This is a genomic window from Nocardia exalbida NBRC 100660, assembly GCF_000308575.1.
Lineage (GTDB): Bacteria > Actinomycetota > Actinomycetes > Mycobacteriales > Mycobacteriaceae > Nocardia > Nocardia exalbida.
The window spans coordinates 75,378-94,518 of record NZ_BAFZ01000068.1 but is presented as its reverse complement, the minus strand read 5'-3'; the positions used below and the strand labels follow the sequence as shown (position 1 = coordinate 94,518).

The following is a 19,141-nucleotide window of genomic DNA, read 5'->3' as shown; positions in this document are numbered from 1 at the left end:
TCATGGCGCCAGAAGTTAGCCAGCCCCTCCTGTAAGAGCAAGTGCAAGTACATCTGCTCTTGCACGAAGCGCAAATACCCCGTAAAACGGGTGGATCCACATAAGAGAACAGCGATCCCAATCCAACGGAGGTTCGGGTGGAAGCGTTGATCTATGGATACTTGCGTGACGATCTGGCCGATGGCCATTGCAAGGAGCTCGAGGCGGCGATGAGCAGCCTCGCCCGCGAGGAAGGGCTGTGCTTCGCCGCAACGTTCCATGAATCGACCGGCGGCGACGGGACGGCATTCGCCGAACTCACGGCGGAACTCAAGCGCGCGGACGCGCATCATGTGGTGGTTCCCTCACTCGATCACTTTGCCGGTCAGACGATTCCGCGCGACATCCTGATCGCCAAACTGGCCCAGGAGGCTGCGGCGCGGGTATGGACCGTGGAGAGCTGATCGCCGCGACCGAATTGCCCGATACCGCAACGATCCCCAGCGTCGCAGCCAGGTAACCGTACCGCTCGCTACCACACCCGCTGCCAGGGAAGCGAGCAGCCCCGCGAGCCGGTGCTGTTCGAACAGCGGGTACACCTGCCAGTGCAGTAGATAGACGAACAGCGATCCGTCGGCCAGCACCGCCGCGCAGACGGCGACGACGGCGGGAACCCGGACCGCGGACAACCACACCAGTGCGAGCAAGCCCGCCATGATCAGTCGCTCCCGCTCGGGGACGCCGAAATATCCGGGCACCGCGATCAGTACGACGGCACTCACCGTCATCCGCTGCCACATCGACGTCGCCTTCGCCGCCGCCCAGCCGAGCGCGAAGAGCCACACCGCCAGCGGGGAGAACGGGATGTCCTTCGGCGAATACAGACCGAACGCCTGGTATCGGAACACGAGACATATCGCGACCAGCGCCATCGCGAACCAGAACGGCTCGGCGCGTTGCCATCGGTCCACCACGGGGATCCGGATCAGCAGCGCGGCGGCCAGCATGAAGTACACGAGCACCTCGAGAAACCACAGGTGCCCGGCGGTGGCGCTGTCGTGCGGGCCGAGAATCTTGTTCAGCAACAGGACATTCTGCCACCCGTAGTAGTCGACGAAGGGCAGCGTCAGCGCGACCCAGAGCGCCGTGGGCACCGCGATGGAGCCCACGGCGCGCAGTGTGTGCCGCAAGCGCGCGGCCGGGCGCGCGGCGGTCACGGCGAACCGTGCGAAGTTGAATCCGGCCACACCGAGCAGCACGTGCGCCGCGCCCCACCGCACGAACACTCCGGCGTGCGCGCTTACGATCAGCACGATGCCGATCGCGCGCAGCAGCGTTCCGGTGTCGAGCGCCCGTCCGAACCGGCTGCGACCCTCCGGTATCCGCTCCAAGTCCGCCACTGAGGTGTTCGGCCAGTCGGTGGGCAGGCCGCCGAGAGTTCGCTCCAGTCGTGCCGCGGTGGTCACGTAGGTCAGCGAATTCCCGCCGAGATCGACGAACGTGCTGTCCGCGTGGATCCGCACGGGGTCGATGCCCAGGGTGGTGGCGTAGAGGGTACGGATGTCACGCACCTGCGGCACGGATCCGGCCAGCCGCCGGATCGCGGGATAGTCGGGTTTGCCATTCGGTAGCCGTGGTATTCGCTCGACCGGGCGGATCCGGATGGCGGCGGCGGGCAGGCCGGACAGGCGCGCGGCGGTTCCGGTCGGATCGGACCGAGGGGTCTCCACCGCGACGACCAAGTGCGTGTCGTCGTCGGCGCAACATGCCGTGAAACCCGCCGCCGCCAGCCCGGATTCGAGCCGCTCCAGATCGATGCGCAATCCGAAGATCTTGGCGAAGCGGCTGCGCCTGCCGACCACCTGATACAAGCCCTCCGGTGTGCGCCGGGCCAGGTCGCCGGTGCGCAGTGCGTCGAGCGTGGGGCCGAGTGCGAGGTCTGCCGCCGACTTCGCGTAGCCCATCATCACATTGGCGCCGTGATAGACCAGTTCGCGCGGTTCGTCCCCCTCGTCGGCTTCCTCGATCGGCTCGAGGGTGAATTCGCCGCCGGGGATCGGTATCCCGATGCAGTCGGGATGCGCGCTCGCCAGATGCGAGGGCAGGTACGCCATCCGGGCGGTGGCCTCGGTCTGCCCGTACATGACGACGAAGTCCCAGCCGTTCGCCCGGCCGAGTTCGGCGTATTCGCGCACTCGCCGCGGCGCCAGCCTGCCGCCCGCCTGGGTGACGTAGCGCAGGTGGGGCAGGGTCATGCGAGCGAAACCGATGCGGTCGAGCAGATCGATGGTGTAGGGAACCGCGGCGAAAGACGTTGCGCGGCACTCCCGGAACGCGCGCCAGAATTCCGTATCCAGTACCGACCGGTCGGTGAGCAGGAGGCTCGCCCCGCGCAACAGATGACTGTGCACCACCGACAGGCCGTAGCAGTAGAACATAGGCAGGGTGGTGGCCGCGCAGTCCTCCGGGCCGATGGCCAGGTACTCGGCGATGGCCGCGGCGTTGGCGCGCAGGTTCCCCGCCGAGAGCCGGACGAGCTTGGGCGACCCGGTGGACCCCGAGGTGCTCAGCAGCAGCGCGAGATCCGGATGCAGACGATGCGCCGAGCGCTCCCGCACCACGCGGGCGCGGCCTCCCTCGATGAGGACGTCCGGATCGTAGGCGTCCCGCAACTCCGCAGTGATCTGCTCGGTGAGCAACACGACGCAGCCGGCGCTGAGCGCTCCGAGATACGCGACGAGCGAGGCGAGGTCATTGCGCGCGGCGAGCGCGACGAGGCGGCGGGCCGGGCCCAGCTCGGCCGCGTAACCCTCGACCAGCGCCGCAAGCCGAGCGTAGGTGACCTGCCGCGCGGATTCGGGCTTGGCGCCGTCGGTGTCCGCACGGTCGGGGCACCGGACGGCGATCCGCTCGTCGAAGGTGCGCAGACGCTCGACGATCGGATGGACGGTCACCGGCGAAAGTGTAGGAGGCGGCCGGTCCCCGGCCCGAAGGTGGTCCCCTGGCGAACTTCCGGTGAACGGTTGCCCGTCCGAACGCGCCGCCGCGCCGCCGATCAGAGACCGAAGCTGCCCGGACCTCGTCTGCGCAGGTACTTCTCGAATTCCGCCGCGATGGCGTCGCCGTCGATCTTGGCCATCGCCTCGTTCACGTCGACCGCCGCGTCCCCGCGCTCCTCCAGCGAGCGCACGTACTCGCTGATCTCCTCGTCGCCCACGGTCATCTCGTTGACCGCGGTCTCCCAGTCCTCCGCCTGCTTGGGCAGCTCACCCAGCGGCACTTCGATGTCGAGCACGTCCTCCACCCGGTGCAGCAGCGCGATGGTCGCCTTCGGATTGGGCGGCTGGGAGACGTAGTGCGGGACGGCGGCCCAGAACGACACCGCCGGGACGCCCGCCTTCACGCACTGGTCCTGCAGCACGCCGGTGATCCCGGTGGGGCCCTCGTAGCGGGTCTGTTCCAGGTTGAACCGCTCGGCCGCCTCCTTGCTGTAGGCCGAGCCGGTCACCGGCACCGGTCTGGTATGCGGAGTGTCCGCCAGCAGCGCGCCGAGAATGACCACCGTCTGCACCCCGAGCTGCTCGATGAACTCCAGCAGGTCGCCGCAGAAGCTGCGCCAGCGCATGTTCGGTTCGATGCCGCGCAGCAGCACCACGTCGCGGTCGCTTCCGGGTGGCGAGCAGACCGACAGCATCGTCGACGGCCACTGGATTTCCCTGGTCACCCCGTCCACTTGACGCACGGTCGGCCGGTTGACCTGATAGTCGTAGTAGTCCTCGGAGTCGAGTTCGGCCAACGGTTCGGCGTCCCAGATCAGTTCCAGATGCTCGACGGCGCCGCTGGCCGCGTCACCGGCGTCGTTCCACCCCTCGAAGGCGGCGACCAGTACCGGATCCCGCAACGTCGGCAGTTCCGGATCGGGAGTTTCACTGGCGTTCACTCGGTCAGCCTACGGCGTGCGGCGATATGGCGTGTCGTATGACGGCCGGACCGGGTGGCGTGTTTCCGCGAGCGGATGCGGCGGCGTCGCGCCGGGCGTGTGGTCCAGGCCACCGAGCCTCGACGCGGTGGCCTGGAACGTCCCCCCTGCCCACTACGCTGGAACGCATGTCTGCGTCCATCCCCGCCGAGTTCGACACCACGCTACTCGACACGCTGCGCCGCCGTGTCGTCATCGGCGACGGTGCGATGGGCACCATGCTGCAAGCGGCTGATCTGACCCTGGACGATTTCCGCGGGTTGGAGGGCTGTAACGAGATCCTCAACGACACCCGCCCCGACGTCCTGCGCGACATCCACCGCGCCTATTTCGAAGCGGGCGCCGACGCGGTCGAGACCAACACCTTCGGCTGCAATCTGCCCAACCTCGCCGACTACGACATCGCCGACCGGATCCGCGACCTGTCCGAGCGCGGCACCAGGCTGGCCCGCGAGGTCGCCGACGAGATGGGTCCGTCCGCCGACGGTACGCCACGGTACGTGCTGGGTTCGATGGGGCCGGGCACCAAGCTGCCCACGCTCGGTCACGCCCCGTTCGCGGCGCTGCGCGACGCCTACACCGAGGCAGCCCTCGGCATGCTGGACGGCGGCGCCGACGCCATCCTCATCGAGACCTGCCAGGACCTGCTCCAGGTGAAGGCGGCGGTGACCGGCAGCAGGCGCGCGATGGCGAAGCTGGGCCGCCGGATCCCGATCATCACCCACGTCACGGTGGAGACCACCGGCACGATGCTGGTGGGCAGCGAGATCGGCGCGGCGCTGACGGCGCTGGAGCCGCTCGGCATCGACATGATCGGCCTGAACTGCGCGACCGGCCCGGACGAGATGAGCGAGCACCTGCGCCACCTGTCCCGGCACGCGCAGGTGCCGGTCTCGGTGATGCCGAACGCCGGGCTGCCTGTGCTCGGCGCCCACGGGGCGGAGTATCCGCTGACGCCCGAGGAGCTCGCGGTCGCGCTGCGCGGATTCGTCACCGAGTTCGGGCTGGCCCTGGTCGGCGGCTGCTGCGGGACAACGCCCGAGCACATCCGTCAGGTCACCGCCGCGGTGCGCGAGGTCGAGCAGGCCCTGCCGCCGATCGCCGAGCGGCGCAAGCCGGTGCACGAGCCGAGCGTGTCCAGCATGTACACCGCGGTGCCGTTCGAACAGGACGCCTCGGTCCTGATGATCGGCGAGCGCACGAACGCCAACGGCTCCAAGGCCTTCCGCGACGCCATGCTGGCCGAGGACTGGCAGAAGTGCCTGGACATCGCCAAGGACCAGACCCGCGACGGCGCGCACATGCTCGATCTGTGCGTCGACTACGTCGGCCGGGACGGCACCCGCGACATGAGGGAGCTGGCCGCCCGGCTGGCCACCGCCTCGACGCTGCCGATCATGCTCGACTCCACCGAGGCCCCGGTGTTGCAGGCCGGACTGGAACATCTCGGCGGGCGTTGCGCGGTCAACTCGGTGAACTACGAGGACGGCGCCGGGCCCGATTCGCGTTTCCAGCAGACCATGCGGCTGGTCGCCGAGCACGGCGCCGCGGTGGTGGCGCTGACCATCGACGAGGAGGGCCAGGCCCGCACCGCGGCGAAGAAGGTGGAGATCGCCGAGCGGTTGATCGCCGACATCACCGGCAACTGGGGGCTGTCGGAGAGCGACATCATCATCGACACGCTCACCTTCACCCTCGGCACCGGCCAGGAGGAGTCGCGCCGCGACGGGCTGGAGACCATCGAGGCCATCCGCGAGCTCAAGCGCCGCCATCCCCGGGTGCAGACCACCCTGGGTCTGTCCAACATCTCCTTCGGTCTCAACCCGGCGGCCCGGCAGGTGCTCAACTCGGTCTTCATGCACGAATGCGTCGAGGCCGGTCTGGACTCCGCGATCGTGCACGCCTCGAAGATCCTCCCGATCAGCCGGATCCCGGACGAGCAGCGCGAAACCGCGCTGGATCTGGTGTACGACCGCCGCGCCGAGGACTACGACCCGCTGCAGAAGCTGATGGCGCTGTTCGAAGGCGTCTCCACCTCCTCGTCGAAGGCGTCGCGGGCGGAGGAACTGGCCGCGCTGCCGCTGTTCGAGCGGCTGGAGCGGCGGATCGTCGACGGTGAACGAGCGGGGATGGAGGCCGACCTCGACGCGGCCATGACCGAGGTGCCGCCGCTGCAGATCATCAACGAGACCCTGCTCGCCGGGATGAAGACGGTCGGTGAGCTGTTCGGCTCCGGTCAGATGCAGCTGCCGTTCGTGTTGCAGTCCGCCGAGGTGATGAAGGCCGCCGTCGCGTACCTGGAGCCGCATATGGAGGCCACCGACGACAGCGGCAAGGGCCGCATCGTGCTGGCCACCGTCAAGGGCGACGTGCACGACATCGGCAAGAACCTGGTGGACATCATCCTGTCGAACAACGGCTACGAGGTGGTCAATCTCGGCATCAAGCAGCCGATCGCCACCATCCTGGACGCGGCGGTGGACAAGAAGGCCGACGTCATCGGCATGTCCGGCCTGCTGGTGAAGTCGACGGTGGTGATGAAGGAGAACCTCGAGGAACTCAACGCCAAGGGCGTGGCCGATCAGTTCCCCGTGCTGCTCGGCGGCGCGGCCCTCACCCGGTCGTACGTGGAGAACGATCTCACCGCGGTGTACGAGGGCGACGTGCACTACGCGCGCGACGCGTTCGAGGGCCTGCGGCTGATGGACGACATCATGACCCGCAAGCGCGGCGGCGAAGCGGACCCGGACAGCCCGGAAGCCGTCGCCGAGCGGGAGCGGGCCGCCGAGCGCAAAGCGCGCCACGAGCGCTCCAAGCGGATCGCCGCGGAGCGCCGGGCGGCCGAGGTGCCCGTCGTGGTGCCCGAACGCTCCGACGTCGCGACCGGCCTGCCGGTGCCGGTGCCGCCGTTCTGGGGCACGCGGCTGGTCAAAGGTCTTGCCCTGCACGAGTACTCGGGTCTGCTGGACGAGCGGGCGCTGTTCCTGGGCCAGTGGGGCCTGCGCGGGCAGCGCAGCGGCGACGGACCGAGCTACGAGGAACTGGTGGAAACCGAGGGCAGGCCGCGCCTGCGCGCCTGGCTGGACCGGTTGAGCACCGAAGGTGTGTTGCAGCACGCCGCGGTGGTGTACGGCTACTTCCCCGCGGTGTCCGAAGGCGACGACGTCATCGTGCTCACCGAACCGGAGCCCGACGCGCCGCAACGGTACCGGTTCACCTTCCCGCGTCAGCAGCGCGACCGTTTCCTGTGCATCGCCGACTTCATCCGTTCCCGGGACTACGCCCGCACGACAGGTCAGGTCGACGTTCTGCCGTTCCAGCTGGTCACCATGGGTCAGCCGATCGCCGACTTCGCCAACGAACTGTTCGCGGGCGACAGCTACCGCGACTACCTGGAGGTGCACGGCATCGGCGTCCAGCTCACCGAGGCGCTCGCCGAGTACTGGCACCGGCGCATCCGCGAGGAACTGGTGCTCGACGGCCACGCGGTCGCCGAGTCCGACCCGGCCGACGTCCTGGAGTACTTCAAGCTCGGTTACCGCGGCGCGCGTTACTCCTTCGGCTACGGCGCCTGCCCCGACCTGGAGGACCGCGCCAAGCTGGTCGACCTGCTCGAGGCCGATCGCATCGGCGTGGTGCTGTCGGAGGAGCTGCAGCTGCATCCGGAGCAGTCCACCGACGCGTTCGTGCTGCTGCATCCGGAGGCGAAGTACTTCAACGCGTAGGCGTGCGACGCGCCGCGAGCCATAGCGAAATGCTCTCGCGCCAAGGGCCTTTGCTACCTGGCCGGATGTCGATTCTCGCGCGAATCGGGTTGGCGTCGGCGCGTCATGGCGCGCGGGCGCGCGGTGTTGACCTGGGCGATCGCCCAGGCCAGCGCCGGGAGGTGGATGTCTGTCGGGTGGATGTGCCATTGTCGAAGGCGTTGTAACTGCATCCGGGGCAGTCGGCGGATGCGTTCGCTTCCCTGCTCAGTGGTGCGAAGCACCTCGGCGCGTACGCCTTCGGAGTCCTCGGCGGGCTTACGCGCGGAGTGCGAAACGGCTAGGCGCGTGAGTAGGAGAGGCACACCACCATGACGGCGGATCGATTGATCGCGGGACGGTACCGGCTCACGGATCCGATCGGCACCGGCGCCATGGGTGTGGTCTGGCGAGCGACCGATGTCCGGTTGCAGCGCGCCGTCGCGGTCAAACAGGTGTTGCTCGGTCCCGGGCTGTCCGGGTCTGCGGCGCTGGAGGCGAAGCGGCGTGCCATGCGGGAGGGGCGGATCGCCGCCCGGCTGCACCATCCGAATGCCATCACCGTGTTCGACGTGGCCGAGGAGGACGGCCAGCCCTGGTTGGTCATGGAGTACATGGACGCGCCGAGCCTGGCGACCAAACTGTCGGGCAATCGCACGCTGCCGCCGATCGAGGTCGCCGAGATCGGCGCGCAAGCGGCGAGCGCCCTGACCGCCGCGCACGACGCGGGGATCATGCACCGGGACGTGAAGCCGGCGAACCTGCTGGTCGCCGACGACGGCACGGTCAAGATCACCGATTTCGGCATATCCCGCGCGGTCGGCGACGTGACGGTCACGGCCACCGGCTTCCTCGCCGGGACGCCGGCCTATCTGTCGCCGGAGGTGGCGCGCGGCGAGGATCCGGAACCGGCTTCCGACGTCTTCGCCCTCGGTTCGACGCTGTACGCGGCGGTGCAGGGCACCCCGCCCTTCGGCGAGGGTGACAACCCGCTCGCCCTGCTGCACGCGGTCGCGCGGGGGGAGATCCCGCCTCCCGAGGCCGCGGGCCCGCTGGGGCCGGTGCTGATGTACCTGCTCGCTCCGTCCGTCGCCGACCGCCCGACCATGCGGGAGGCGAAAGCGGTCCTCGAAGCCGTTGCGGCGGGCCGGGATCCACAATTGCCCGTAGCGGTGACCAAGGTGATTCCCGCCCCTGCCACGGCGACGACCGTCCTGCCCGGCCGAGCCGCTGCCGTATCGCCGGAGCAACCGGTGGACGACGAGGTCACCGCTGTCGTGCCCTTCGCCGGGCCGAGTCCGTTCCCGCCGCAATCGGTCACGCCGCCGCCACCGCCTAGGCGGCCCGGGCGGGCGGCGACGTTGCCGGGCGTTCTGCGGGGCAGGCAGCGCGGCCGGCTGATCGCGGTGGAAGTCGCCGCCGTGGTCGGGGTGCTGATCCTGGTCGCCATCATCGCGACGCTGGCCACCGTCGACAGCGAGGGTGGCGACGCGGCGACGTCGTCGGCAGTGCCTCCGGCCGCCGGGGCGCCCGAGAACGCGCCGTCATCGGCCGACGCGGCCGGGCCGGAGCCGCGACAGGCCCCGGCCCAAGCTCCCGCGCACCCCCCGGCTCAGGCGTCCTCCTCCCCGGCGCCCGCTCCCGTGCCCGGGCCCGCGACCACCTCCGCGGGAGCGCCCCCGCCCCCGCCCGCACCGGGAACCGCCCCGCCCGCGCAGACGACGAATCCAGCACCGAGCACCACCCCGCCGCCCGGCACCACACCCCAGCCCACCACGTCGAGCCCTGTCCCGACCACCACCGGCCCGACCGCCACCGCGACGACCGCCCCGTCCGGGCCGCCGACGCCCGACCGGATCGCCTCGTTCATCCAGGGTTATTACGGCATGCTGCCCGCCAACGTGTCCGGCGCCTGGACACAGCTCGCCCCTGGATACCAGGCGAAGACCGGTTACGACTCCTACGTGAACTTCTGGGGCTCCATCCGCTCGGTGAGCGTGGGCTCGGTCACGCAGAACGGTGCGAACCGGGCGGTGGTCGCGCTGACCTATACCCTGAAGAACGGCACGACGACCTCCGAGAACCGATGGATCGAGGTCGTCGGGGACAGTGCCAAGCTGCAGATCGCCGCGTCGGGCACCTAGACCGGTTCCTCATCGCGGTCGGCGCCTGCTGTGGGCGATTTCGGTGTGACCGCACCGATCGGGCGCTGCCTCGGCCCTTGCTCGGGCTCGGCGTGGAGGCGCCCGACGGTGCGCTTCGGGCGGTTGCCTCCGCCGCGCGCGGCACGATGGACGAACGCTGGGCGGTACCCGGTCCATCCGGCTGCACGGGTGAGGGGGCTTCGCCCGGCGGTACGGTTCGTGGGCCCACTTCGCGGTGGGGCGCGGACGGCCCGCCGAGCCGCGCCCATGACATGGACGAGATCTAGGAGAAGGACCGAACGTGACAGCGCGACTGGCCGGAGTGCTCTGGGACATGGACGGCACGCTGCTGGACTCGGAGAAACTCTGGGACGTCGCGGTGCGTGAACTGGCGCGCGAGCACGGCCGCGAGATGACCGACGCGATCCGGCACGCGCTGATCGGGGCGTCGGGCCCGAACGCTCTGCGGATCATGTTCACCGGCCTCGGCATCGCGCCCACACCCGACTCGCTGCGCGCGGCGGGGGAGTTCCTGGAACGGCGGGTGACCGAATTGATGACCGGCCCCATCCCGTGGCGGCCGGGTGCGAAGGACGCACTGGCCATGGTTCGCGCGGCGGGGTTGTCCAGTGCGCTCGTCACCAATACCAAGCGGTCGCTCACGGAATTCGGTCTCGACACCCTGGGGCGCGACTTCTTCGACGTCTCGGTCTGCGGCGACGAGGTGGCGCACGGCAAGCCGGAGCCGGATGTCTACCTGCGCGCCGCCGAACTGCTCGGACTCGATCCGGAACACTGTGTGGCGGTAGAGGACTCGCCCACCGGTGCCCGTGCGGCGCAGGCCGCGGGCTGTGCGCTGATGGTGGTCCCGTGCGAGATCCCGGTGCCGCACGCGCCGGGACGGGTGTTCCGGGATTCGCTGATCGGGCTGACCGTCACGGATCTCGAACACGCTCTGCGCGTACGTCGTTGAGCTGATCGGGCGATCGCCCGACGCGCCGCCGCGGGCCGACGTGGGTCGAGAGTTACTGTGCCGCAACGGGAGTGCGCGCAGATAGTAGGTGTGACCGTGATCACCGGCAATCTCGCCGAATCCCGGGCGTGTCGGCGACGGGTCCACCAAAATGACGCCATGGCAGCGTTGGGCGTACTCGACGAGATCGTAGATATCGCACAGTATCCCCTGGCGGATCCGGAGGGGCCCGCGCTGCGGGAAGCGGTGCGGCGCGCCCGTGCGGAACTGGCCGACACCGGCTGCACCGTGCTGCGCGGGTTCGTCCGCCCGGAGCTGGCCGAGACCCTGCGGGCGCAGGGGGAGTCGATGGCCCCGCACGCGCACTACGAGGTCGAGCGGGTCAACGCCTACAACATTCCCCTGGACGCCGAACTGCCGGAGAATCATCCGGGCCGGATCGTGCTGGAGCGGGGTAACGCCTTCGTGCCGCGCGACCGGATTCCCGCCGACGCGCTGATCCACCGGCTCTACACCGACGAGCTGTTCCAGCGGTTCGTCGCCGACTGCTTCGGATTGGCCGAATTGCACGAGTTCGCCGATCCGCTCGCCGGACTGTGCCTCAACGTCGTCGCGCCGGGTATGTCGCATCCCTGGCATTTCGACACGAACGAATTCACCGTCTCGATGCTGACCCAGCCCGCCGAGGACGGTGGCGTCTTCGAATACTGCCCCGGCATCCGCACACCCGAGGCGGAAAACCTCGACGACGTCCGCGCCGTGCTGACCGGCAACGGCGAGCGTTTCGTCCAGCGGCTCGAATTGCGCCCGGGCGACCTGCAGCTGTTCCAGGGTCGCTTCTCGTTGCACCGCGTCTCACCCGTGGGCGGTGCGCGCCAGCGCCATTCGGCCATTTTCGCCTACACCGATCGTCCCGGAATGGTCGGCACGGTGGAACGTACCCGGCAGTTGTTCGGCCGCGTGCTTCCCGACCACCTAGCCGCCGCGGCCGCTGCCGTGCGGGGCGATCGACTGCTCGACTGAGCCGAACGGCTCGACTGACCGAGCTCGACCCGAGAGGACCGACAGTGCCAGTGCCGTTACACACGACCGGGAAAGCGTCTTTCGACGACATCTACGACCGCCCCGATCCGCGCGCGTACTACGCGCGTATGTCCGATCTGGACTACCGCATTCCGGAACTGGCGAAACCGTTCTTCCAGCAACAGATTCGGGAGTTCCGCGCTTCCGCGCGGGTGGCCGTACCGACCGTGCTCGACATCGGCTGCTCCTACGGCGTGAACGCCGCGCTGTTGCGTTTCGACACCACCATCGGCGAACTGGCCGAGCACTACGCCGTGGCCGACATCGATCGGGCCGGTCTGATCCGGCGCGACCTGGCCCGCGTCGCGGCGCGGGCCGTGGCGGACGACGTGCGTTTCCTCGGCATGGACGCCTCCCGCCCCGCCCTCGACTACGCGCGGGAGGCCGGGCTCCTGCACGACGTGGTGCACGCCGACCTGGAGTCCGGCGAACCGACCGACGAACAGCGCGCCCTGCTGGCGACCGCCGATCTGGTCGTCTCCACCGGCTGTATCGGCTACGTCACCGAGAAGACCTTGACTCGCGTGGCCACCGCGCACCCGCGCAGGCGGCCGTGGATGGCACACTTCGTATTGCGCATGTTCGACTTCGCACCGATCGAGGCGGAACTCGCCGCGCTCGGCTACCGGACCGAGCAGGCGCCGGGGTTGTACGAGCAACGCAGGTTCGCCTCACCGGCCGAGCAGGCGCAGGTACTGAACACCCTGTCCGCCAACGGAATCGACACCACCGGCCGGGAAGACCAGGGATGGTTGTATGCCAACCTGTACGTGTCCAGGCCGCTGCCGAAACATCACGCCGACACCGAGGACTCGCATTGACCGAACGCACCTTCGCCGCCGACGACCACCTGCCCCGGGTGCCCCTGCCGACGCTGGAGGACAGCTGTGGGCGGTTCCTGCAGTGGTGTGAGCCGCTGCTGACCGCCGACGAACTCGCCGCTACCCGGACGGCGGTCGACGACCTGCTGCGACCCGACGGGCCGGGGCGCACGCTGCACGCGGCGCTCGCGGAGTACGACGCGACGCCGGGGGTCGGCAGCTGGCTCGACCTGTTCTGGCCGTCGCGGTACCTGGGCAGGCGGGACCGGATCGCCCTCAACGCGAACTTCTTCTTCCTGTTCCGGGATGACACCGCCCTGGCCGGCTCCACCGCCGCCACCCAGGTGGACCGCGCGGCGGGCATCATCGCCGCCGCCGTGGACTACAAGCTGGCGCTGGACGAGGAGACCGTCCCGCCGGTGACCCAGCGCGGACAGCAGCTGTCCATGTGGCAGAACAAGTACCTCTTCTCCGAGACGCGGATCCCCGGTGTGGAGCAGGACACCGTGCGGGTGCCCTACAGCGAGGAATGGCCGGGCCCCTCGCAGGCCCGGCACATCGTGGTGTTCTTCCACGGCAGCCCGTTCCGGATGGACGTGATCGGACCGGACGGAGCGCCGTACTCGCCGGAGGATCTCGCCGACGGGCTGCGCGCGGTGCTGAAGGCCGGTGCCCGCCCGGCCCGCACCGACACCGCCGTCGGGCAGCTCACCACCAAGGCCCGCGCGGAGTGGGCGCAGAGCAGGCAGCGGCTGCTGGCCGAACCGGCGAACGCCGCGGCGCTGGACACCATCGAGACCGCGCTGTTCGCCGTCTGCCTCGAGGACTTCGCCCCGCGCGACGAACTGCACGCCTGCGACGAGCTGCTGCACGGCGACAGTGCGAACCGGTGGTTCGACAAATCGGTGTCCTTCATCGTCTTCGATGACGGCCAAGCGGGCATCAACGTCGAACACTGCGGACTCGACGGCACCACGATCCTTTCGTTCGTGGACGCCCTGCTGGAGACCCCGGTGGAGGAACACGCCACGCGCTCCGGCGCGCAGGCGCAGGGACTGCCCGCGGTGGAGCCGATCGAGTTCGTGCTGGACGAGGCGCAGCGCGGCGATATCGCGGCGGCGGGCGCCGCCTTCGCCCGGTACGCCGCGGAGAACGCCACCCAGACGCTGTCGTTCCCGGACTTCGGCACCACCGCGGCCAAGGCGTTGGGCATCTCGCCGGACGCGTTCGCGCAACTGAGCTACCAGCTGGCCCATCGGCGCAGCAAGGGGCTCACCGGCGCCACCTACGAGTCCATCGCGACCAGGCAGTACCGCAACGGCCGCACCGAGGCCATGCGGGTGGTCACCCCGGAGATGATCGCCTTCGTGGACGCGATGCAGGACCCGGACGCTGGCGCCGAGGCCCGGCTCGCCGCGGCGCGGACGGCGGCGGCGGCGCACGTGGAACGGGCCAAGCAGTGCCAGACCGGGGCCGCCCCCGAGCAGCACCTGTGGGAGCTGCAGTGGATCCAGCGCCGTCGCGGCGCGGAGCTGGGCGTCACCGACCCGATCCCGCTCTACGACAGCCCGGGCTGGACGATCATGCGCGACGACTACCTGAGCACCAGCTCGGCGCCGTCGGTCAACATCCGCTACTTCGGTTTCGGCTCCACCAGCTCCCGGTGCATCGGCATCGCCTACGTCCTGCTGCCGGACCGCTGGAATCTCTATCTGGCCACCCCGAAGCCGGTCGCCGACCAGATGTACGCCTTCGCCGATCACCTCCGCACGGCGGTCGCCGATCTGCAGGCGTTGCTCGCCGCGAACTAGGCGCTCTCCGCCCGGTTCCTCCGCACCCGCCCGGGGCGGAGGAGCCGGGCGGTCGCCGTTCCCGGCCATCGTGGGCCGGAGCAACGGGCCCGCATCCGGGTCTGAAACAATGGCTCATCGTGAAGAACTTCGAATCCCTGTTCGCCGAGCTGCAGGATCGTGCGGTCAACCGCCCCGAGGGGTCCGGAACCGTTGCCGCGCTGGACGCCGGCGTGCATACCCAGGGTAAGAAGGTGCTCGAGGAGGCCGGTGAGGTGTGGCTGGCCGCCGAACACGAGAGCGACGAGTCGCTCGCCGAGGAGATCTCCCAGCTGCTGTACTGGGTGCAGGTGCTGATGGTGGGCCGCGGGCTGAAGCTCGAGGACGTGTACCGACATCTGTGACGGCCGTCCGACACCCCGTTTCTCCTCCCGAAAGGACTCCTCCCATGCTGCGCGTCGCAGTTCCCAACAAAGGCGCCCTGTCCGAATCCGCCGTCTCGATCCTCGCGGAAGCGGGCTACCGCAAGCGCACCGATTCGCGTGATCTGACCGTTCTCGACCCGGCCAACCAGGTCGAGTTCTTCTTCCTGCGGCCCAAGGACATCGCCATCTACGTCGGCTCCGGCGAACTCGATCTCGGGATCACCGGACGTGATCTCGCGCTGGATTCCGGCGCGCCGGTGCAGGAACGACTCGCCCTCGGGTTCGGCCGCTCCACCTTCCGCTACGCCGCCCCCGCCGGGCGGGAGTGGAAGGTCGAGGACCTCTACGACAAGCGGATCGCCACCTCCTACCCGAACCTGGTGCTGAGCGATCTGCGCCGCCGGGGCATCGAGGCCGAGGTGATCCGCCTCGACGGCGCGGTGGAGATCTCCATCCAGCTCGGCGTCGCCGACGCGATCGCCGATGTCGTCGGCTCCGGGCGCACGCTGCGCCAGCACAATCTGGTGGCCTTCGGTGAATCGCTGTGCGATTCGGAGGGTGTGCTGGTCGAACGCAAGGACGCCGACCAGGGCGACCGGGCGCGCAACCAGCTCGTCGCCCGGATCCAGGGCGTGGTCTTCGCCCAGCAGTACGTCATGCTGGATTACGACTGCCCGAAGGAACTGCTCGACGAGGCGTTCGTCATCACCCCCGGGCTGGAGTCGCCCACCGTCGCGCCGCTGGCCGATACCGGTTGGATGGCCGTGCGTGCGCTCGTTCCGCGCAAACAGAGCAACGAGCTGATGGACCAGCTGGCCGATCTGGGCGCCAAAGCCATCCTGGCCACCGACATTCGCTCCTGCCGCGCATTCTGAACGCCGGATTCGTCCGATACGCCTGATCCGCTCAGGCTGAGCGCAATCGGTGTGCGCTGTGACCGCGAGTTGCTACCGTGCGGCCTCTCGATGAGGAAACGCAAGGAGTCCCCGTGGCACAGTCACCACCCGAGGAGCAGTCGGGCAGCACCTTCACCTGGAACGAGGATTGGCTGGCGGCCATCGCCGGGCTGGTGCTGATCGCGCTGGTCCTGCTCGGCGTGATTCCGGACTGGCTGGTGCCGTGATGGCCGAGACCGGCGCCGGAGCGGCGAACGAACCGAACGCCCTGACCGAGAACAGGCCCGCGGCGGGACGTGCCGAGGTGCCATCCTCGGAAACCGAAGCGCTGCAGGCGGTCCCCCGTCCGACGGCCGCCGCCATCGCGGCCGGCATCGTCGTCGTGATCGTGCTCGGCGCCCTCACCCGGTACTTCGAGACGCACGTCCCGCGGTGGTCGGTGGACACGCCGTTCCAGCGGGTCGCCAAGTCGATCGAATTCCCGGTGTACGCCATCGCACTCGGCTTGATCGGCAACGTGGTGCTGACCAAACTGGCTCTGCGCGACCGTCTTTCGGCGGGTTTCCGCACCGAGTTCTTCATCAAGACCGGCGTGGTGCTGCTCGGCGCGTCGATCAATCTGAAGATCCTGGTCACCGCGGCGGGCCCGTCGATTCTCCAAGCGCTGCTACTGATCACGGCGGTGTTCGGCTTCACCTGGTGGCTGGGCGGACGCCTGGGGCTGGACGACAAACTGCGTGCGCTGCTGTCCTCGGCGGTGTCGATCTGCGGCGTCAGCGCGGCGATCGCCGCGGCGGGGGCGGTGCAGGCTCGGCGTGAGCAGATCGCCTACGCGGCCTCGCTGGTGATCGTCTTCGCGCTGCCCTCGATCTTCCTGCTGCCCTGGCTGGCGGGAGTGTTCGGGTTGTCCGACGCGGTCGCGGGCGCCTGGATCGGCGGCAATATCGACACCACGGCGGCGGTCGCGGCCTCCGGCGCGATCGCGGGGGAGAAGGCCCTGCAGATCGCCACCATCGTCAAGACCACGCAGAACGCCCTGATCGGCGTCGTCGCGATCGCGCTGACCGCCTACTTCACGTTGCGCGTCGAGCGCAGGCCGGGAGCGGCGCGGCCGTCGGCGCGGCAGTTCTGGGAGCGGTTCCCGAAGTTCGTCCTCGGCTTCATCGCCGCCTCGATCATCGGCACGCTGTACCTGCAATCGACGGACAAGAAGTCGGGCGCTGCGCACATCGCGATCGTCAACGATCTGCGCACCTGGTTCCTGATCTTCGCGTTCGTCTCCATCGGCTTGGAGTTCTCGCTGCGCGGGCTGCGCGAAGCGGGCTGGCGGCCGGTCGTGGTGTTCGGATCGGCGGCGGTCGTGAATCTCGCGGTGGGGCTGGGGCTTTCGGTCCTGTTGTTCCACAACTTCACCGCCTGAGGCGACTCGCGGCCGATCCGAGCCGCCCGCCGGGCCGCGGGATCAGTCCGAGACGGCGTCGGCCAGGGTCTCGTCCGGGGACTCGGTCGCGCCGCCGCTCGGCCAGCCGGGGTAGGGGGGTGGCGTGCCGCCGAACGCCGGGCACAGCGGCTTGTAGTCGCAATACGAGCACATCCGGCCGGTGTTCGGCGGGAAGTCTCCGGTGCGGCCCGCCTCCAAGATGGCCGCCCACAGTGCGGAGAGCGTGCGCTCGAAGCGCAGCAACTCCTCCTCATCGGGGGCATAGGTGAGGATCTGCTCGTCGGCCAGGTAGATCAGCCGTAGCTGGGCGGGCACCAGGCCGCGGGTGCGCAGGACCACCAGCGCGTAGAACTTCAGCTGGAACAGCGCCTTGGTCTCGTGCGTCGGCCCCGGTACGCGACCGGTCTTGTAATCGACGACGCGCAGTGCGCCGCTCGGCGCGATGTCGATCCGGTCGACGAAGCCGCGCAGCAGCGCGCCGTCCGCGAGTTCGACCTCCACCCGCGCCTCGCGAGATTCCGGGTCGAAACGCGTCGGATCCTCCAGCCGGTAGTAGCGGCGCACCAGCGCGCGCACCTCGCCGAGGAAGACGTCGAGCCGCTCGCCGGCGATCAGCTCCGCGACCTCCGGCTGCTCGGCGCGCACCCGCGCCCACGCCGCGGGGACCAGGGCCTCGGCGCGCTCGGGCACCCGCTCGCCCGCGGGCAACCCATAGAGATCCTCCAGCACCGCGTGGACCACCGTACCGCGCACCGCGTGCACCGACGGCTGCTCGGGTATCCGATCGATCGCCCGGAACCGGTATTTGAGCGGACACTGCTTGAAATCCATTGCCCGGGAAGGCGACAGCGCGGGCCGGGCGCGGCTCGCCGTCGCGTCGGGCTCGAAGGTCCGCGCGTCGTCGGCAGGGGGCGTGGACACGGGCGAGCACATACCTGGCAGGCTATCCGGCGGTACCGACACGCCGGTGCCGGACAGCACGGATTCCAACCAGTGGAACGGAGATTCATGACGGCCAGACGGACCGGGCCATTCACCATCGGTGACCGGGTGCAGCTGACCGATGCCAAGGGGCGCCTGTACACGGTGGTCTTGGAGCCGGGCAAGGAGTTCCACACCCATCGCGGCGGGATCAAGCACGACAGCCTGATCGGCGCCGACGAGGGCAGCGTGGTGCACTCCACCAACGGCACGCCCTACCTCGCGCTGCGTCCGCTGCTGATCGACTACGTGCTGTCCATGCCGCGCGGGGCCGCGGTGATCTACCCCAAGGATGCCGCGCAGATCGTGCACGAGGGCGACGTCTTCCCCGGGGCCCGCGTGCTGGAGGCAGGCGCGGGGTCCGGTGCGCTGACCTGCTCCCTGCTGCGGGCGGTCGGGCCGCAGGGGCAGGTGGTGTCCTACGAGATCCGCGCCGATCACGCTGAGCACGCGGTGCGCAACGTGGAGACGTTCTTCGGCGAGCGCCCGGCGAACTGGTCGCTGACCGTCGGCGACGTGGCCGACTACACCGGAGAGCCGGTCGACCGCGCCGTGCTGGACATGCTCGCGCCGTGGGACGCGCTACCGGCGGTGTCGAAGGCGCTGGTGCCCGGCGGCGTGCTGATCGTCTACGTGGCGACCGTGACACAGTTGTCCAAGGTGGTCGAAGCGCTGCGCGAGCAGGAGTGCTGGACCGAGCCGCGCTCCTGGGAGTCGCTGGTGCGCCCGTGGCACGTGGTCGGCCTCGCCGTGCGGCCCGAACATCGCATGCAGGGTCACACCGCCTTCCTGGTCAGCGCCCGCAGGCTCGCCGAGGGCACCGTCACGCCCAAGCCGCAGCGCAGGCCGTCGAAGGGCTGAGCGCGGCAGGGCGACGGGAGTGATC

The 19,141-nt window shown here is 69.5% G+C and carries 15 protein-coding genes; 12 read left to right on the top strand and 3 right to left on the bottom strand.

Annotated elements, in window-relative coordinates:
* Positions 1-137 precede the first annotated feature (137 nt).
* The gene (locus ON29_RS34845) at positions 138-443 is read left to right on the top strand and encodes a hypothetical protein (RefSeq protein ID WP_083863606.1); all 306 of its coding nucleotides are present in this window, start codon (positions 138-140) and stop codon (positions 441-443) included.
* On the opposite strand, the gene ON29_RS16485 is transcribed toward ON29_RS34845, so the two are convergent.
* Positions 345-2,933: an AMP-binding protein gene (locus ON29_RS16485; protein ID WP_063825337.1), complete on the bottom strand. Its 2,589-nt coding sequence runs from the start codon at positions 2,931-2,933 to the stop codon at positions 345-347. The genes ON29_RS34845 and ON29_RS16485 overlap by 99 nt on opposite strands.
* Before the next feature lie 101 nt (positions 2,934-3,034).
* Positions 3,035-3,919, bottom strand: coding sequence for a PAC2 family protein (locus ON29_RS16480; RefSeq protein WP_039798445.1), 885 nt, complete (start codon positions 3,917-3,919; stop codon positions 3,035-3,037).
* Between the two features lie 167 nt (positions 3,920-4,086).
* Here ON29_RS16480 and metH point away from each other — a divergent pair, with 167 nt between their 5' ends.
* From metH to ON29_RS16435, 10 genes are all read left to right on the top strand, one after another.
* The gene (gene metH, locus ON29_RS16475; RefSeq protein ID WP_085994894.1) at positions 4,087-7,683 is read left to right on the top strand and encodes a methionine synthase; all 3,597 of its coding nucleotides are present in this window, start codon (positions 4,087-4,089) and stop codon (positions 7,681-7,683) included.
* A 350-nt stretch (positions 7,684-8,033) separates the two neighbouring features.
* On the top strand, positions 8,034-9,845 hold the full coding sequence (locus tag ON29_RS16470; protein ID WP_040867221.1) for a serine/threonine-protein kinase: 1,812 nt from the start codon (positions 8,034-8,036) through the stop codon (positions 9,843-9,845).
* A gap of 301 nt (positions 9,846-10,146) precedes the next feature.
* Positions 10,147-10,818, top strand: coding sequence for an HAD family hydrolase (locus tag ON29_RS16465; RefSeq protein ID WP_040867220.1), 672 nt, complete (start codon positions 10,147-10,149; stop codon positions 10,816-10,818).
* A gap of 159 nt (positions 10,819-10,977) precedes the next feature.
* Positions 10,978-11,841, top strand: a complete 864-nt coding sequence (locus tag ON29_RS16460; protein WP_040867218.1) for a HalD/BesD family halogenase — start codon at positions 10,978-10,980, stop codon at positions 11,839-11,841.
* A 44-nt stretch (positions 11,842-11,885) separates the two neighbouring features.
* Positions 11,886-12,722, top strand: coding sequence for a class I SAM-dependent methyltransferase (locus ON29_RS16455; protein ID WP_174371830.1), 837 nt, complete (start codon positions 11,886-11,888; stop codon positions 12,720-12,722).
* The gene (locus ON29_RS16450; protein WP_040867214.1) at positions 12,719-14,533 is read left to right on the top strand and encodes a choline/carnitine O-acyltransferase; all 1,815 of its coding nucleotides are present in this window, start codon (positions 12,719-12,721) and stop codon (positions 14,531-14,533) included. The genes ON29_RS16455 and ON29_RS16450 overlap by 4 nt, the downstream gene beginning before the upstream one ends.
* Positions 14,534-14,634: 101 nt before the next feature.
* Positions 14,635-14,916, top strand: a complete 282-nt coding sequence (locus ON29_RS16445) for a phosphoribosyl-ATP diphosphatase (RefSeq protein WP_174315390.1) — start codon at positions 14,635-14,637, stop codon at positions 14,914-14,916.
* Positions 14,917-14,960: 44 nt separating this feature from the next.
* A complete protein-coding gene (gene hisG, locus ON29_RS16440) occupies positions 14,961-15,812 on the top strand; it encodes an ATP phosphoribosyltransferase (protein ID WP_040867212.1) in 852 nt (283 codons plus the stop codon).
* Between the two features lie 113 nt (positions 15,813-15,925).
* A complete protein-coding gene (locus ON29_RS37500) occupies positions 15,926-16,060 on the top strand; it encodes a hypothetical protein (RefSeq protein WP_281032543.1) in 135 nt (44 codons plus the stop codon).
* Entirely contained in the window at positions 16,060-17,253 is a 1,194-nt protein-coding gene (locus tag ON29_RS16435) for a YeiH family protein (protein ID WP_245548983.1), read from the top strand. The genes ON29_RS37500 and ON29_RS16435 overlap by 1 nt, the downstream gene beginning before the upstream one ends.
* Positions 17,254-17,295: 42 nt before the next feature.
* Here ON29_RS16435 and ON29_RS16430 read toward each other — a convergent pair whose 3' ends face one another.
* Entirely contained in the window at positions 17,296-18,207 is a 912-nt protein-coding gene (locus ON29_RS16430) for a RecB family exonuclease (protein WP_051175283.1), read from the bottom strand.
* 75 nt (positions 18,208-18,282) lie between these two features.
* Between ON29_RS16430 and ON29_RS16425 the strand changes: the two genes are divergently transcribed.
* Entirely contained in the window at positions 18,283-19,116 is an 834-nt protein-coding gene (locus tag ON29_RS16425; RefSeq protein ID WP_040867339.1) for a tRNA (adenine-N1)-methyltransferase, read from the top strand.
* Positions 19,117-19,141: the final 25 nt, after the last annotated feature.